The organism is Jannaschia donghaensis, from assembly GCF_001403795.1.
GTDB lineage: Bacteria > Pseudomonadota > Alphaproteobacteria > Rhodobacterales > Rhodobacteraceae > Jannaschia > Jannaschia donghaensis.
This window is the reverse complement of record NZ_CXSU01000005.1, coordinates 226,283-243,281: the sequence shown is the minus strand read 5'-3', so window position 1 is coordinate 243,281 and position 16,999 is coordinate 226,283. Positions and strand designations below refer to the sequence as shown.

Annotated in this window: 13 protein-coding genes; 11 read left to right on the top strand and 2 right to left on the bottom strand. The window is 66.7% G+C overall.

Annotation, left to right across the window (positions count from 1 at the left end; translation table 11 throughout):
• Positions 1–56 precede the first annotated feature (56 nt).
• The 11 genes from JDO7802_RS01745 (at position 57) to JDO7802_RS01695 (ending at position 15,087) form a co-directional block, all read left to right on the top strand.
• A complete protein-coding gene (locus JDO7802_RS01745) occupies positions 57–1,325 on the top strand; it encodes an RsmB/NOP family class I SAM-dependent RNA methyltransferase (protein ID WP_055082006.1) in 1,269 nt (422 codons plus the stop codon).
• A gap of 93 nt (positions 1,326–1,418) precedes the next feature.
• Positions 1,419–3,137: a heparinase II/III family protein gene (locus JDO7802_RS01740; protein WP_055082004.1), complete on the top strand. Its 1,719-nt coding sequence runs from the start codon at positions 1,419–1,421 to the stop codon at positions 3,135–3,137.
• Between the two features lie 10 nt (positions 3,138–3,147).
• Positions 3,148–4,722 carry a bifunctional phosphoribosylaminoimidazolecarboxamide formyltransferase/IMP cyclohydrolase gene (purH, locus tag JDO7802_RS01735; RefSeq protein ID WP_055082002.1) on the top strand — a complete coding sequence of 525 codons (1,575 nt, stop codon included), beginning with the start codon at positions 3,148–3,150 and terminating at the stop codon, positions 4,720–4,722.
• A complete protein-coding gene (gene lspA / locus JDO7802_RS01730; protein ID WP_055082000.1) occupies positions 4,722–5,198 on the top strand; it encodes a signal peptidase II in 477 nt (158 codons plus the stop codon). The genes purH and lspA overlap by 1 nt, the downstream gene beginning before the upstream one ends.
• A gap of 56 nt (positions 5,199–5,254) precedes the next feature.
• Positions 5,255–5,767 carry a DUF3035 domain-containing protein gene (locus JDO7802_RS01725; protein WP_055081998.1) on the top strand — a complete coding sequence of 171 codons (513 nt, stop codon included), beginning with the start codon at positions 5,255–5,257 and terminating at the stop codon, positions 5,765–5,767.
• A 195-nt stretch (positions 5,768–5,962) separates the two neighbouring features.
• A complete protein-coding gene (locus tag JDO7802_RS01720) occupies positions 5,963–7,378 on the top strand; it encodes a M16 family metallopeptidase (RefSeq protein WP_055081996.1) in 1,416 nt (471 codons plus the stop codon).
• On the top strand, positions 7,375–8,688 hold the full coding sequence (locus tag JDO7802_RS01715) for a M16 family metallopeptidase (protein WP_055081994.1): 1,314 nt from the start codon (positions 7,375–7,377) through the stop codon (positions 8,686–8,688). Before JDO7802_RS01720 ends, JDO7802_RS01715 begins: the two co-directional genes overlap by 4 nt.
• Positions 8,689–8,727: 39 nt before the next feature.
• Positions 8,728–10,533, top strand: a complete 1,806-nt coding sequence (gene mutL / locus JDO7802_RS01710; protein WP_055081992.1) for a DNA mismatch repair endonuclease MutL — start codon at positions 8,728–8,730, stop codon at positions 10,531–10,533.
• Positions 10,530–11,558 carry a DNA recombination protein RmuC gene (locus tag JDO7802_RS01705; RefSeq protein WP_055081991.1) on the top strand — a complete coding sequence of 343 codons (1,029 nt, stop codon included), beginning with the start codon at positions 10,530–10,532 and terminating at the stop codon, positions 11,556–11,558. The genes mutL and JDO7802_RS01705 overlap by 4 nt, the downstream gene beginning before the upstream one ends.
• A gap of 29 nt (positions 11,559–11,587) precedes the next feature.
• Complete coding sequence (rnr, locus tag JDO7802_RS01700; RefSeq protein ID WP_055081989.1) at positions 11,588–13,819, top strand: ribonuclease R; 2,232 nt, start codon at positions 11,588–11,590, stop codon at positions 13,817–13,819.
• A gap of 32 nt (positions 13,820–13,851) precedes the next feature.
• On the top strand, positions 13,852–15,087 hold the full coding sequence (locus JDO7802_RS01695) for a lytic murein transglycosylase (protein WP_055081986.1): 1,236 nt from the start codon (positions 13,852–13,854) through the stop codon (positions 15,085–15,087).
• Between the two features lie 4 nt (positions 15,088–15,091).
• On the opposite strand, the gene pheS is transcribed toward JDO7802_RS01695, so the two are convergent.
• Together pheS and JDO7802_RS01685 are read right to left on the bottom strand one after the other, a co-directional pair.
• A complete protein-coding gene (pheS, locus tag JDO7802_RS01690) occupies positions 15,092–16,156 on the bottom strand; it encodes a phenylalanine--tRNA ligase subunit alpha (RefSeq protein WP_055082962.1) in 1,065 nt (354 codons plus the stop codon).
• A 125-nt stretch (positions 16,157–16,281) separates the two neighbouring features.
• Positions 16,282–16,959 (bottom strand): SGNH/GDSL hydrolase family protein, encoded by a 678-nt coding sequence (locus JDO7802_RS01685; RefSeq protein ID WP_055081984.1) that lies wholly within the window; start codon positions 16,957–16,959, stop codon positions 16,282–16,284.
• Positions 16,960–16,999 lie beyond the last annotated feature (40 nt).

The following is a 16,999-nucleotide window of genomic DNA, read 5'->3' as shown; positions in this document are numbered from 1 at the left end:
TTGCCGGGGACAGGGAATGGATATACCCCCCGGATCCTTATCTGCAAGGAAGCCCGATGTCGCAGCCGCCCGCCGCCAGACGCGAAATACCCGAAAGCCTGTCGGCGCGGATGGGGGCGATCCGCCTGCTGTCCCACGTCCTGCGCGACGGTCGGATGCTGGGCGACGGGGCCAGCGGTCTGACCGGCCCGGCGGCGGCCCGCGCGCTTCGGCTGGCGGGTCTGGTGCTGCGCCACATGGGACAGGCCGACGCGATGATGAAGGTCCACATGGACCGCCAGCCCGCCGCCAAGGTGCGCGATATCCTGCGGCTGGCGCTGGTGGAGGTGTTCGTGGACGGGGCCGCCGCGCATGGCGTCGTGAACGATGCCGTCGCCATGGCGCGGATGTCGCCGCGCACGGTCAAGCAATCAGGTCTGGTCAACGCCGTGCTGCGCAAGATGGTGGACGACCGCAGCGCTTGGGACGCGCTGCCGGCCCCCGCCCTGCCGGGATGGCTGCGCGGGCCGGTGGCCAAGGCCTTCGGCAAGGATCGGATCGTCGGGATCGAAGCGGCGCATCTGGCCGGTGCCCCGCTGGACCTGACGCCGCAGCGCCCGACCGAGATCGACGGCGCTACGGTGCTGCCGACCGGGTCGTTGCGTCTGTCGGGCGGTCAGGTCTCGACCCTGCCGGGGTTTGAGTCGGGGGATTGGTGGGTGCAGGACGCCGCCGCCGCCATGCCCGCGCGCCTTCTGGGCGATGTGACCGGTTTGCGGGTGCTGGATCTGTGCGCGGCACCGGGCGGCAAGACGATGCAACTGGCCGCCGGCGGGGCAAATGTCACCGCGCTCGACGTATCGGGCAAGCGGTTGCGCCGTGTTCACCAAAACCTCGAGCGGACGGGCCTGCAGGCCGAGGTGATCGAGGCAGATGCGCTGGAATGGTCGCCCGAGGAGCCGTTCGATGCCGTGCTTCTAGATGCGCCCTGCACCGCCACCGGCACCATCCGTCGGCATCCCGACCTGCCCCACCTTCGGACCAGCCGCGACGTGGAGGCTTTGACCAAGCTGCAATATCAGCTTCTGGACCGCGCCCTGGCGTTTGTGCGCCCCGGCGGGCGGGTCGTCTATTGCACCTGTTCTCTGTTGCCGGTCGAAGGCGAAAACCAGGTCGCCGCCGCGCTCAAGCGCCACGACGGGCTGACGGTTGAACCTCTGGATCCCGCGGCCTTTGGCCTGCCGGAAATCGCCGCATCGGCCTTGGGTCTGCGCCTGCTGCCCGATCTCTGGCCCGACCGTGGCGGGATGGACGGGTTCTTCATGTCGGTTCTGAAACGCGCGTGACCGGGGCGCGTCCGGCCTTGCGTGACAGATGAGATCCGAACGCGTAATCTGCTGCCGAAGGACCGGGACAGGTCCGCAGTCGGGCGTGTTTGGATGAGCGGTCAGAGTTTCACCGAAAGAATGCGCACCGGGTTGCGTCTGGGTCTTGCGCGCCCGCCCCGCGGCCCCCGCGCCCTGATCTGGCAACCCGAGCCGCGCGGCACCGGATCGGTGCGCCGTGGCCAGCAGATGCTGTCCGGCCTGTGGCACCTTGCCGGACAAGTGGTGGAAGCGCCGGGACGCACGCCCTGGCAGATCGACACGCCGTCCACGCCCTTTCAGATGCAGCTTCATGGCATGGGATGGCTGGACGATGTGATGGCGACCGGGGGGCGCGCGGCGCGGACCGCGGCGCAGACCTGGGTCGTCGACTGGGGCAAACGGTTCGGGACCGGCAAGGGGCCGGGCTGGGACGCGGCGCTGACGGGGCGCCGTCTGCTGCGCCAGATCAGCCATGCGCCGACGCTTCTTTCCGGAATGGAGCCTGCGGATCAGAAGATCTATTTCGACCTGCTCTACCGTCAGGCGGGATATCTTGCCGGGGAATGGACCGAAGCGCCCGGCGGACTGGCGCGGATGGAGGCGCTGACCGGTCTTCTCTATGCCGGGCTGACGCTGGAAGGGATGGCCGATGTCGCCCCGATCGCGACACGGGCCCTGGCCGGCGCGGCCGCCGACGACATCGGCGAGGATGGCGGCCTCGTGTCGCGCAACCCCGAAGCGTTGCTGGAGGTCGCAATGCTGCTGGGCTGGGCAATCGAGGCGATCCGCGCGAACGGCGATGTGCCCGCGGATCTGTTGTCCGCACAGGCGCGCATCGTGCCGACGCTGCGCGCGTTGCGTCACGCGGACGGCGGCCTGGCCCGGTTTCACGGCGGCAGCCGGGGTCGTCCGGGGCGACTGGACCGGGTGCTGGCGACATCCGGCATCCGGGCGCGCAACGACAGCGGGCTGGCCATGGGTTTCGCGCCCATCGCCCACGGCCGCACGACGCTGATCGCCGATGCCGCCCCACCCGCGACCGGCCCGAACAGCGGATCGGCCCATGCGTCGACCCTTGCCTTCGAGATGACGTCCGGAAACTGCCCGGTCATCGTGAACTGCGGTCCCGGCGGCGCGTTCGGGCCCGACTGGCACCGTGCGGGTCGCGCCACCGCATCCCATTCGACACTGGAAGTGACGGGCTGGTCCACGGCGCGGGTCGGCCCGCTGATGGCGGTGGGCAAGCGGCAGATCGCGCCGATGATCACGCCGCCCAAACGCGTGCAGTGGCAGCGCAGCGCATCGCGCCGCGCGTCCACGATCGTCCTGTCCCATGACGGATACGGCGAAACCCACGGTCTGACGCATCTGCGCCGCTTGGTTCTGTCGACCGACGGACGCAGGCTGGACGGAGAGGACAGCCTGCGCGCCATGACCAATACCGACAAGGAACGGTTGGACGACGTCCGCATGGATCTGCGGCCCCGTGGCCTGCCGTTTGCGATCCGGTTCCATCTGCACCCCGATGCCGACGCGCAGATCGACATGGGCGGGCGCGCCGTCTCGCTTGCCCTGCCGTCCGGAGAGGTCTGGGTGTTCCGCCCGGGCCGGGAGATGAAGCTGTCGCTGGAGCCGTCGGTTCATCTGGAGCCGGGCCGGTTGAAGCCGCGCCCCGCGCAACAGGTGGTTTTATCCGACGCGCTTGTGTCCTATGCCGCGACCATCGACTGGACCCTGACCCGCGCGCAGGAGGCGACGGAACTGCCGCCGACCGACGCCGAAGGCCTTTGAAGGACACGACATGACCGACCGACCGCTGAAACGCGCGCTGATTTCCGTTTCCGACAAAGAAGGACTGGTCGATCTGGGACAGGCCCTGGCCGCGCGGGGGGTCGAACTGTTGTCCACCGGCGGGTCGGCCAAGGCATTGCGCGATGCCGGTCTGACCGTGAAGGACGTGGCCGATGTCACCGGTTTCCCCGAAATGATGGACGGTCGCGTCAAGACACTGCATCCGGCCGTCCACGGCGGCTTGCTGGCGCTGCGCGACACTCCCGATCACGCCAAGGCAATGGAGGATCACGGGATCGGCGGCATCGACCTGCTGGTGGTGAACCTCTATCCGTTCGAGGCGACCGTGGCCTCGGGCGCGGATGAGGCGACCTGCATCGAGAACATCGACATCGGCGGGCCCGCGATGATCCGCGCGGGGGCCAAGAATCAGGGCTATACCTGCGTCGTGACCGATCCGCAGGATTACGACGCCCTGCTGGCCGAACTGGAGGCCCACGACGGGGCGACCACCCTGCCGTTCCGTCAACGCCAGTCGGCCATCGCCTATGGTCGCACCGCCGCATACGACGCCGCCGTCGCCACCTGGATGGCCCGTTTCGAGGAAACGCCGCGCCGCATCGCCGCCGCCGCGACGCTGACGCAGACCCTGCGCTATGGCGAGAACCCGCACCAATCGGCGGCCTTCTATACCGACGGAAGCGCCCGGCCCGGCGTGGCGACCGCGACGCAGCATCAGGGCAAGGATCTGAGCTATAACAATATAAACGACACCGACGCCGCGATCGAACTGGTTGCCGAATTCACCGACAGACCGGCCGTTGCGATCATCAAACATGCCAATCCCTGCGGCGTGGCCACGGGCGACACCCTGGTCGAAGCCTACCGTCGTGCCTTCGATTGCGACCGCACATCGGCCTTCGGGGGGATCGTCGCGCTCAACGGCACGCTGGACGCCGAAACGGCCGAGGCGATGGCGGGCATCTTTACCGAAGTCGTCATCGCGCCGGACGCCACCGACGACGCCAAGGCGGTGTTTGCCGCCAAGAAGAACCTGCGCCTGCTGACCACCGGCAGCCTTCCCGATCCACGGTTGCCGATCCGGGCGATGAAGCAGGTCGCAGGCGGCTGGCTGGTGCAGGACAAGGACACCGGACATGTGTCGCCCGACGATCTGAGGGTCGTCACGAAGCGCGCGCCGACGGACGCGCAGATGGCAGATCTGATGTTCGCCTGGACCGTGGCGAAACATGTGAAATCCAACGCGATCATCTACGTCAAGGATGGCGCGACCGTCGGCGTGGGCGCGGGACAGATGAGCCGCCTCGACAGCTCCCGCATCGCAGCGCGCAAGGCCCAGGACGTGGCGGAGGCCCTGGGCCTGCCGCAAAGCGCCGCCGTCGGGTCCGTCGTGGCCTCCGACGCGTTCTTTCCCTTCGCCGACGGTCTTCTGGCGGCCGCCGAGGCGGGGGCAACGGCTGTGATCCAACCGGGCGGATCGATGCGCGACGACGACGTCATCGCCGCCGCCGACGCCGCCGGTCTGGCGATGGTGTTCACCGGCCAGCGGCACTTCCGTCACTGATGCGCGCGCTCTGGTTTTCCGCCCTGGCCGCGTTTGGCATCGACCAACTTTCCAAGATCGTGATCGTGCATCTGATGGATCTGAAATCCATTGGCGTGATCGAGGTCTTGCCGCCCTATCTGACATTCCTGATGGGCTGGAACACGGGCATCAACTTCGGTCTTTTGTCCGGCGCCGGGGCGCGGTGGATCCTGATCGCAGTGGCCGTGGTGGTCAGCGCCGTTCTGATCCGCTGGGCCCGCACCTTCACACGGCCCATGGGCTTCGTGTCCGCCGGCCTGATCGTCGGTGGCGCACTGGCAAATGCGCTGGACCGGCTGATCTATGGCGCGGTCGCCGACTTTCTGAATATGTCGTGCTGCGGGATCGCCAATCCGTATGCCTTCAATCTGGCGGATGTCTTTATCTTCGCCGGGGCCTTCGGCCTTGTGATGTTCGGCGAAGACGGCAAGTCCAAGGGCGCAAAGACCCCGTGACGGGGCCAATCCCATGGGGTAGGAACGCCCAACGGGCAGGAAAAGGAGCGGCGTCGATGTTCGCACGGCTTGCAATGACGGGACTTGTGGTGGTGACGTTGGGCGCATGCGCCCGCGACGACCCCACCCTGTTCAACATCCGCAAGGCGGACCGCACGCCGGACGAATTCTCGATCCTGCCGACGCGCCCTCTTCAGACACCGCCTGACACTGCGGCCCTGCCGACGCCGACGCCCGGGGCCGGCAACCGCGTCGACCGCGCACCCCAGGCCGAGGCGGTGCTGGCGCTCGGCGGCAACGTCGATCGCGGTGTCGGTGCCGATCGCGGCCTTCTGGCCAGCGTTCAGCGCTACGGCGTGAACCCCGGCATTCGCGGTCAACTCGCGGCCGAGGATCTTGATTTCCGCCGGGCCAACGATGCCCGCCTGCTGGAACGGGTGTTCAACGTCTCGACCTACTTCAAGGCGTACCGCAGCCAGTCGCTTGACCAATACGCGGAGCTTTACCGCCTGCGGCGCGCCGGGGTGCGCACCGTCGCCGCCCCGCCCGATCCCGCCACGACCGACTGATCGATGTCCGCGGCGGTCGCGGGGCCCACTTGGTCCCACTTCCGGGTCAACGTTTGGCCAATGTTGCGCCGGGATGGATCGATGTGACGGCCTGTCGCGGTCGATCCGTTTCACAGGCGCGTCATCGACCTTTGAAAGCGATGCCGCATCGCATAGCTGGGGAGCATCGAAGACCGTCCACCCAAGGAGAGAGCCTTGCGCATCCGCCCCCTTATCGCCGCCGCCGTCCTGCCGCTTGCCCTGGCCAGCCAGGTCCCCGCGCAGGCGATGGATGACACCGTCACGACCTTCACCCTGCCCAACGGCATGGACGCCATCGTGATCGAGGATCACCGCGCGCCTGTCGTCGTCCACATGGTCTGGTACAACGTCGGGTCGGCAGATGAGCCGGCAGGCAAGTCCGGCATCGCCCATTTCCTGGAGCATCTGATGTTCAAGGGCACGGACGAGTTGGCCCCCGGCGAATTCAGTCAGACCGTCGCCGCGCAGGGCGGGTCGGACAACGCCTTCACCTCCGACGATTATACCGGTTATTTTCAGCGCGTGGCCGCCGACCGGCTGGAGTTGATGATGGAAATGGAGGCGGACCGGATGCGCGATCTGATCCTCGACGACGAGGATATGCTGACCGAGCGTGATGTGGTGCTGGAGGAACGCGCGCAGCGGACCGATTCCAACCCCGGGGCCCTGTTCGGGGAAATGCGCAACGCCACGCAATACATGAACCACCCCTACGGCATCCCGATCATTGGCTGGAAGCACGAGGCGGAGGCGCTGACCCTTCAGGACGCGCTCGATTTCTACGAAGTCTTCTACGCGCCCAACAACGCGACGCTGATCGTGGCGGGCGATGTCGATCCGGCGGAAGTCGAAGCGCTCGCGCTCAAGCATTACGGCCCCGTCGCACCCACGCCCGACCTGCAGGACCGCGTCCGCCCGTCCGAGCCGCCGCAGCTGGCCCCCCGCCGCCTCACGTTCGAGGATGAGCGCGTGTCCAACCCTTACGTGATGCGCACCTACCTTGCCCCCGAACGGGACGCCGGCGATCAGGAAACGGCCGCCGCGCTGACGATCCTGGCGGAGATTTTGGGCGGGTCATCGGCCACGTCGCTCATGGGTCGTACGTTGGAGCAGGAGGAGGGCGTTGCGCTCTATACCTCCGCCTTTTACCAGGGCACGCGCTACGACGACACGCAGTTCGGTGTCGTCGTGATGCCCACGCCCGACCGCACGCTGGAACAGGCAGAGGCGGACATGGACCGAATGCTGGCGCGCGTGATTGAGGAAGGTGTCGATCCCGCCCAGCTGGAGCGGATCCGCACCCAGATCCGCGCCGCCTCGATCTATGAGCGCGACAGCCTTCAGGGCCGCGCCCGTGAATTCGGCACGGCGATCACCACCGGCCTGACGGTGCAGGATGTGCTGGACTGGCCCGATATCCTGGCCGCCGTTACCGAAGACGACATCATCGCCGCCGCGCGTGATGTTTTCAAACTCAACAATTCCGTCACGGGCTATCTGTCGAAGCCCCCCGCGCCAGTCGAGATCAGCGCCGACGCTGCCACCGACACCGATACCGACGGCGAAACAACTACGGAGGTGGGCCAATGATCCCGCGCCTGATCGCGCCTCTGGCGTTCCTTCTGCCCCTGCCCGCCTTGGCCGCGGTCGAAATTCAGGAGGTCGTCACCCCCGGTGGCATCACTGCGTGGCTGGTCGAGGAACATTCCATCCCCTTCACCTCCATCGAGATCCAGTTTGACGGAGGGGCCAATGAGGATACGCCCGAAAGCCGCGGCGCGACCTATCTGATGATGGGGCTGCTGGAGGAAGGAGCCGGCGACATGGACGCCCGGGCCTTTGCCGAAGCAGAGGAATCTCTGGCCGCGCGTCTCAGCTTCGATGCCTCGAACGACAGTGTCACAGTCGGTCTGAGCTTCCTGACGGAGTACCGCGACGAAAGCGTCGACCTCATGCGCGCCGCCCTGACCGACCCGACCTTCGACCCCGACGCGGTGGAGCGGGTCCGCGAACAGGTGCTGGCCGGCCTGGCCTCCGACGCGCGCGATCCCAATGAAATCGCAAGCCGCACGTTCAGTGCGCTCAGCTTTCCAAGCCACCCCTACGGCACCGCCATGAAGGGCACCCCCGAAACGGTGGCCGCCCTATCCATCGACGACCTGCGCCGCGCCCACGGCCGCGCCCTGACCCGCGACAGGGTGCATGTCGGCGTTGCCGGCGACATCACCGCCGAAGACCTCGCCCCCCTGCTGGACCGACTTTTGGGCGATCTGCCCGAAAGCGACTCCGCGGACGTACCGCAGGTGGAAACCGTGTTGGACGGGGGCGTGACGGTCGTCGACTATCCCACGCCGCAATCGGTTGTTCTTTTCGGGCACGAAGGCGTCGAATTCGACGATCCGGACTATTTTCCCGCCTTCGTTCTCAACCAGGTTCTCGGCGGCAGCGGCTTCGACAGTCGCCTCATGACCGAGGTGCGCGAAAAGCGGGGCCTGACCTACGGCATCGGAACCTACCTCGCACCGCGCGACAAGACGGCACAGCTTCTGGGGCAGTTCGCATCGTCCAACGACAAGGCCGCCGACGCGATCGAGATCGTGCGCGCCGAATGGGCCCGCCTGGCCGAGAACGGCATCACCAAGGAGGAGTTGGACGCCGCCAAGACCTATCTGACCGGGGCCTACCCCCTGCGGTTCGACGGCAATTCGCGCATCGCGGGCATTTTGGTGGGAATGCAATCCATCGGTCTGCCCATCGACTATATCCCGACCCGCAACGACCGGGTGGAGGCCGTGACGCTGGAAGATGTGAAGCGTGTTGCGGCGCGCCTGCTCGATCCCGAAGATCTGCATTTCGTCGTCGTGGGCCAACCCGAGGGCCTGGAAACCGGCAGCTTCTGATCTTTCCGAATCCGCGGCACCCGTGCTACCGATTGGGGCATGGGTGCCGCTGACCACAACATGATCCTTCCCCGCATCCGGCAATTGGATGAAGGGGCCGTCAACCGCATCGCCGCCGGCGAGGTGGTCGAACGCCCGGCGTCGGCCGTGAAGGAGTTGGTCGAGAACGCGCTCGATGCGCAGGCGACCCGCATTCGCATCGATATCGCGGATGGTGGCAGAACCTTGATTCGGGTGACCGACGACGGCCACGGGATCGACGCGGGCGACCTGCCGCTGGCGCTGTGTCGCCACGCGACTAGCAAGATCGACGGAAGCGACCTGCTCAACATCCATTCCTTCGGATTTCGCGGCGAGGCGCTTCCGTCGCTGGGCGCGGTCGGGCGGTTGACCATTTCGTCGCGCGCAGCGGGCAGTGACGGGGCCGCCACGATCCATGTGTCCGGCGGGCGCATCGACGCGGTGAAGCCCGCTGCCCTGCGCGGCGGCACGGTGGTCGAATTGTGCGACCTGTTCCACGCCACGCCCGCACGGCTGAAGTTTCTCAAGACCGAACGTTCCGAAACGATGGCCGTCACCGACGCGATCAAACGCCTGGCGATGGCCGAACCTGGCGTCGCCTTCACGCTGTGCGACACATCCCAGGGTGGCGATCGCGTCCTGTTCCGCGCGGACACCGCCGCATCGTTGTCGGACCGTCTGACAAATGTTCTTGGCCGTGATTTCGGGGCGAACTGCCTTCCCATCGACGCGGAACGAGACGGGGTCCGTCTGACGGGTCAGGCGGGTCTGCCGACATTTTCGCGCGGCAACGCGGTTCACCAATATCTGTTCGTCAACGGACGCCCGGTGCGCGACCGGATGCTGACGGGGGCCTTGCGTGGCGCGTATATGGACGTGCTGTCCAAGAACCGGCACGCGGTGGCGGCCCTGTTCGTGACCTGCGATCCGACCTTGGTCGATTGCAACGTCCACCCCGCCAAGACCGAGGTGCGTTTCCGTGATCCGGGACTCGTTCGCGGGTTGATCGTCAGCGGCTTGCGTCACGCGCTTGCGCAGGCGGGCCACCGTGCCTCGACCACCGTCGCGGACGCGACCTTGGGGGCGATGACGCCCGAACGTCCCGCGGCCCCCGTGTACCAGATGGATCATGCCAGCATTGGCGCGCGTGGCGCGGCCTATACGGCGCAGATGCCCGGCTTCGCCGAAGCCCCCTCCGCCAGGCTGGACGACGCCGTCGAGGAGACATCCGGCACCCCGCCCGAGACGTTGCCGCTGGGGGCCGCGCGCGCGCAGATGCATGAAAACTGGATTCTGTCGCAGACCGAAACCGGCATGATCATCGTCGACGCCCACGCCGCGCACGAACGGCTGGTTTACGAAAAGCTCAAAGCGCAGATGCGCGACCATGGGATCCGGGCGCAGGCGCTGCTGATCCCCGAGGTTATCGAAGTGGGAGCGGTGGCCGACCGCCTGCTGGAGCTTGACCTGACGAAGCTGGGCCTTGCCCTCGACGCCTTCGGCCCCGGCACGATCGCAGTGCGCGAGACGCCGGCGATCCTTGGCAATTGTTCGGCCAAGGCCCTCATCCGCGATCTGGTCGAAGAACTGGAGGATGACGATCATGCAGAGCCGCTGTCGTTGCAGTCGAAGCTTGACGCGATCCTGTCGCGCATGGCCTGCCATGGATCGGTCCGCACGGGCCGCCGCATGTCCGCCCCCGAGATGAACGCCCTGCTGCGCGAAATGGAGGCGACACCCCACTCCGGTCAGTGCAATCACGGTCGTCCCACGTATGTGGAACTGAAGATGACCGATATCGAACGGCTGTTCGGTCGCTCATGACGCTGGACTTGGCCAATCCGGTCGTTCTGGCCGCGATTTTTGGTGGGGCGATCGTCCTGGCCTTGATCGTTCTGATCTTGATGATGCTGTCCCGCCTGCGCGACCTGACCCACACGCAATCGCATCTGACGGGCGGCCTCTCGGCGTTGACGGACGCGCAGCGCCGGTCCGAAGCGCAGGTTGGCGCGGCCCTGGGCGAAAGCGCCACGCGGACGGCACAGACCCTGGGCGCGCTGCAGGCCCGGCTGACCGCCATCGACGCGGCGCAGACGAACATCGAAAAGCTGTCCGGCGACGTGCTCGGGCTGCAGGACATCCTGTCGAACAAGCAGACCCGCGGCGCCTTCGGTGAAATCCAATTACACGATCTGGTCGCCAAGGCCCTGCCACCGGGCAGCTTCACTTGGCAGGCGCAACTGTCGAACGGCCGACGCGCCGATTGCCTGGTCCACATGCCCGACCCGCCCGGACCGCTGGTCATCGATGCGAAATTCCCGCTCGAAGCATGGACCGCCCTTCTGGAGGACCCCAAGGACAAGGCGCGCATCACCGCGTTCCGTGCCAGCGTCCGCACCCATATTCGCGCCATTTCCGACAAATATATTCTGCCGGGTGAAACCGCCGACGGCGCCTGCCTGTTCCTGCCGTCCGAGGCGATCTATGCCGATCTGCACGCGCATCATTCCGAACTGGTGCGCGAAGGGTTCGCCGCCCGCGTCTGGATCGTCTCGCCCACCACATGCATGGCCACCCTCAACACCCTGCGCGCAATTCTGAAGGATCACCGCATGCGCGAACAGGCGGGCGACATCCGCCGTGCGCTGGCGGCCCTTGGCCGGGATGTCGAACTGATCGTGGAACGTGCCGGCAAGCTGGAGACGCACTTCGACCAGGCCCGCCGCGATGTCGAAGGGTTGACCACGGCGGCGGAACGCGCGGGAAAGCGGGCCGAACGCCTGGATGCCTTCGACTTCGAGGAAGAGGCACCCAAGCCGCGCCTCGCCCCCGTCATCCGACGTGGCTAACCCCCGACCTGCGTGCTAGCTGCACCGCCATGAGCCAGATCCCGACAAAGCCGCAGATCCTGCAATGGATCGAAGACAATCCCGCCCTGACGTCCAAGCGCGACATCGCCAAGGCCTTCGGGATCAAGGGTGCGGACCGCATCGACCTGAAACGTATCCTGCGGGAGTTGGAGGCCGAGGGGCATCTGACCAAGCGGAAAAAGACATATGACGACCCAAACCGCCTGCCGCCCGTCGCCGTCCTCAAGGTGACCGGCCCGGATGCCGACGGCGATCTCTACCTCGCCCCGCACGACTGGCGCGGGGACGGGGCCGAGCCGCGCATCCTGCACATCCCGGCGAAGGACGACCCGGCCCTGGCCGCTGGCGACCGCGTCCTGATGCGCCTGACCCAGGTGAAGGACGAGGATCATAGCCACGAAGGCCGGTTGATCCGGCGGCTGTCCACCGGCCCGCGCAAGATCGTCGGCGTGTTTCGCGCATCGTCCGAAGGCGGGCGCATCCTGCCGGTCGACAAGGGGGCTTCGACCGAATGGATCGTCCCCGCCGGGGCGACCGACGGCGCGCGTGACGGTGAACTGGTCGAAGCGGAACAGGCAGGACCCAAGAGCCGCATGGGTCTGCAGCAGGCGAAGATCGTCACGCGGCTGGGCGATCCGGGCGCGGCAAAGGCCGTCTCTCTCATCGCGATCCATCAGCACGGCATCCGCGATGAGTTCCCCCCAGAAGCGATTCAGGAGGCGGAGAACGCCCTACCCCCGACTTTGGCCGGGCGGGAGGATTTGCGCCATCTGCCGCTGATCACCATCGACCCATCGGACGCGCGCGACCACGATGACGCCTGTTTCGCTGAGGCCGACGCCGACCCCGCCAACGCCGGCGGCCACATTCTTTGGGTCGCCATCGCGGACGTTGCCGCCTATGTCACGCCCGGATCCGCATTGGATGCGGAGGCGCGGGAGCGCGGCAATTCCACCTACTTCCCTGACCGGGTCGTTCCCATGTTGCCCGATGCCCTTTCGGGCGATCTGTGTTCGCTGCACGAAGGGGTGGACCGGGCCTGCATCGCGGTGCGCATGGTCATCGATGCCGACGGATTGAAGATCAATCAGCGGTTTGTCCGCGGTTTGATGAATTCGCCCGCGGCGCTCCACTATGAGGAAGTGCAGGCGGCGATCGACGGCGCGCCGACCGACAGGACCGCCCCCTATCTGGAGACCGTGCTCAAACCGCTCTATGCCGCCTATGAAGCGTTGAAAAGCGCGCGGGACAGGCGCCAGCCGCTGGACCTCGACCTGCCAGAGCGCAAGATCCTGCTGTCAGAAGAAGGCGAGGTCACCTCCGTCGCGTTCCGCGACCGGATGGATGCGCACCGTTTGATCGAAGAGTTCATGGTCCTCGCCAACGTCGCCGCTGCCGAGGAGTTGGAGCGGCGGCGCACGCCGCTTCTGTTCCGCGTCCACGAACAGCCCGAAGACGACCGGATCGAGAGTTTGCGCGAAACCGCCAAGGCCAGCGGGTTTTCCCTGCCGAAGGGTCAGGTTCTGCGCACCGCGATGCTCAACGATCTGTTGCATGCCGCCGCCGGCACGGAACTGTCGGAACTGATCTCCATATCGACCCTGCGCGCGATGTCGCAAGCCTACTATGGTCCGGCGAACATGGGCCATTTCGGCCTGGCGCTGCGGTCCTACGCCCATTTCACGTCGCCGATCCGTCGCTATGCCGACCTGATCGTCCACCGCGCGCTGATTACCGCGCACGAATGGGGTGACGACGGGTTGACGCCATCGGATATCGAACGGCTCGAGGCGACCGCCAAGCACATCTCGGAGGCCGAGCGCCGCTCCATGGTGGCCGAACGCGACACCAACGACCGCTATCTCGCCGCCTTTCTGTCCGAGAAGATCGGCGCCGATTTCACCGGCCGCATCTCGGGCGTGCAGAGTTTCGGCGTCTTCGTGCGACTGGACGAAACCGGCGCGGATGGCTTGATCCCCGTGCGGTCATTGGGTGACGAATATTTCCGCTACGATCGCGACGATCAGGTCCTGACCGGGACCGACACCGGCACGCAGATCGGGCTGGGCCAACGGGTCACGGTGCGTTTGGCCGAGGCGATGCCGGTCACCGGGGGCCTGATCCTGGAGCTGTTGGAAATCGACGGGGAGCCGCGCAAGGCAAAGCGTCAACGGGGCGCACGCCCAGGTCCCAAGGGCGGCAAGAAGCGCAAATTCCGCAAGGCCCCCTCTCGGCGCTAGCCCTTGCGCGCACCGCGCCCTAGGGTCCGACCATGCGCCTGATCCTTGCCCTCATCGTCCTGACCCTGCCCGCCGCCGCGCAGCAGGACAGCTCCCGACCACCCGCGCGCCCCGTCATCGCGGCAGCCGTCGATTTCGACACCTGGGTCCGCGATTTCAGACCCCGCGCACTGGCCGCAGGGATCACCGATGCGACCTTCAACGCCGCAATGGCGGGGGTCGAGATGCTGCCGGACGTCCTGCGCCGCGACGCAAACCAATCGGAATTCACCAAGACGATCTGGGATTACCTGGACACGGCGGTCAGCGACCTGCGCATTTCCAACGGTCGCGCGGCGATCGCGCGCCATGCCGACGCCCTCACCCGGATCGAAGCGGATTTCGGCGTCGACAAGCACGTCGTCGCCGCCATCTGGGGATTGGAGAGCAGTTACGGCGCGTTCCGCGGCTCCATCTCGACCCTCTCGGCGCTTGCGACATTGGCCGCCGGGTCGCGCCGCGCCGCCTTCTTCGAGGAACAACTGATCGAAGGCCTGCGCATTCTTCAGGACGGTGACACGACCCGCGCCGCCTTCGCGGGCAGCTGGGCCGGGGCGTCGGGTCACACGCAGTTCATGCCGACCTCGTTCCGCGATCACGCGGTGGATTTCACCGGCGACGGCCGGCGCGACCTTTGGGGCGACGATCCGACCGATGCGCTGGCCTCCACCGCCGCCTACCTAAAGGCAAACGGCTGGACGACCGGACAGCCCTGGGGCACCGAAGTCGTCCTGCCTGACGGATTCGACTATCTGCTCACCGGGGAGCGGGTGGAAAAGTCGCCCGCCGAATGGGCCGACCTTGGCATCCGCACGCCAGGTGGCGCGCCGTTGCCCAACGGCGGCCCCGCGTCGATCCGCGTGCCGGCGGGGCACGAAGGGGTGGCATTTATGACCTTCGCGAATTTCCGGGTGATCGAGACATACAACACCGCCGACGCCTATGTCATCGGGGTCGGCCATCTGGGCGACCGTCTTGCGGGCGGGCCGGCGTTGCAATCGGAGTGGCCCCGGCAGGACCGCGCGCTGAGCTACGAAGAGCGGATCGAGCTGCAGCTGCGCCTGCGCGACGCGGGCTTCGATCCACTCAAGATCGACGCAAAGATCGGGCCGGACACGCTCGATGCAATCCAGCGTTGGCAGGTCTCGCTCGACCTCGTGCCCGACGGCTACGTCGATCCCGATCTGCTGAACCGCCTGCGCGACGAGACCGAGGGCGACCGCCCCTGACGTGTCAGCCGGCGTGCCGTGTCGGGGCCTGCAATGCGCCGAACCCATAGTGCCGTAGCCAGCGCAGGTCGCTGTCGAAGAAGGCCCGCAGATCCGGAATTCCGTATTTCAGCATCGCCAGGCGGTCGATCCCGATGCCGAAGGCGAACCCCTGCCAGACGTCCGGGTCGATGCCACCGGCGGCCAGCACCTTAGGATGCATCATCCCGCTGCCAAGGATTTCCATCCAGTCATCGCCTTCGCCCAGTTTCAGCGTCCCGCCTTCCCAGAAACAGCGGATGTCCACTTCCGCCGACGGTTCGGTGAACGGAAAATGCGAGGCCCGGAAGCGCAGCTCGATTCCGTCGATCTCGAAAAACGCGCGGCAGAATTCCTCCAGCACCCATTTAAGGTTCGCCATGGAGATGTCGCGGTCGATCGCCATCCCCTCGACCTGGTGGAACATCGGCGTGTGGGTCTGATCGTAATCGGCGCGGTAAACGCGGCCCGGACAGATGATGCGCGTGGGCGCACCGGTCTTTTCTAGCGACCGGATCTGAACCGGGCTGGTATGGGTGCGCAGGACATGCGGCGGGCGGTCGTCATCGGCAGCGCGCGCCATATAGAACGTATCCATTTCCGCCCGCGCAGGGTGATGACCGGGGATGTTGAGGGCGTCAAAATTATACCAATCCGTCTCGATCTGCGGGCCTTCGGCGACGCTGAACCCCAGATCGGCGAAGATAGCCGTGACCTCTTCTGTTACCTGGCTGACGGGATGGATCGTGCCGCGACGGCGGGCGCGGGTCGGCAGGGTCACGTCCAGCCATTCGGTCCGAAGCCGCGCATCCAGCGCCGCATCCTCCATGCCGGCCTTGCGCGCCGAAATCGCCGACGTGATTTCGTCCTTCAGGGCATTGAGGGCGGGACCGACTTGTTGGCGTTCCTCGGGCGTCATCTTGCCCAGCTCGCGCATCTTCAGCGCGATCTCGCCCTTCTTGCCGACCGCCGCCAAGCGAACGGTTTCAAGGTCGGCTTCGTCACCGGCGCCGGCGATCTGACCCAGATATTTGTCGCGTAGATCGTCCATGACATGCCCCTTTTCGACCGCACGCGGAATAGCCCGCGCGACGCAGGCGCGCAACCGTTGGTCGCCCCGCACCCAAAGCGGCATGGGGCATCGCGGGTTCCGGTCGCCCGTCGCTTGCGTCGGACCTAGGACCGCTGCTCGAAGGCGCGGATCGCGTCGGCAAGTCCGCGCCCTATGATGGCGCTGCCCGCCGGGCTGGGATGGATCAGGTCGCGGGCATACAGACTGCGGTCCGACGGCGCGATGACGTCGCCCGCATCGAAGAACAGAAGACCCGCATCCCTTGCGGCCAACCGGGTCATGCGGGCGTTGATCGTGTCGAAGGCCCCCTGACAGGGTGTGAAGCCCGTCCGGGCCGCGTCGGCCCCGTCATAATATCCGACGAAGGCGACCTTGGCACCGGTCGCCCGTATACGCGCGATCAGGGTCGGAATGTCGCCGGTCAGACCCGGCCCGATCAACCCGTTCAAGATGCCCGCCTCCTCCGGCGTCTGACACGCGCCGCGCAAATCGTTGCCCCCGCCCGTCAGGATGACCCAGTCCCAAGTCCCGCCGGGGAACTGCCGGGTTATGTCGAAGCCCAGTGCGGCAGCGGCCCCGCTCGGGTGGGTCAGATGGGCCCCCGATTGCGCGCGGTCGACCACCGGGCGACCCAGGGCCGCGCCTGCCGTTTCGGGAATGCCCCGCGCCCCGTTCCAGGCCATCACGCTGTCGCCGATGGCAAGGATGGCGCGGTCCGACGGCGGGGCGGCGGTGCCGACACAGGCGGACAGGATCAAGGGAAGGAGAGCGAGAAGGCGCATGGAAGGTCCGATCATCGATTGGGCACGTGGAGGGAACGAC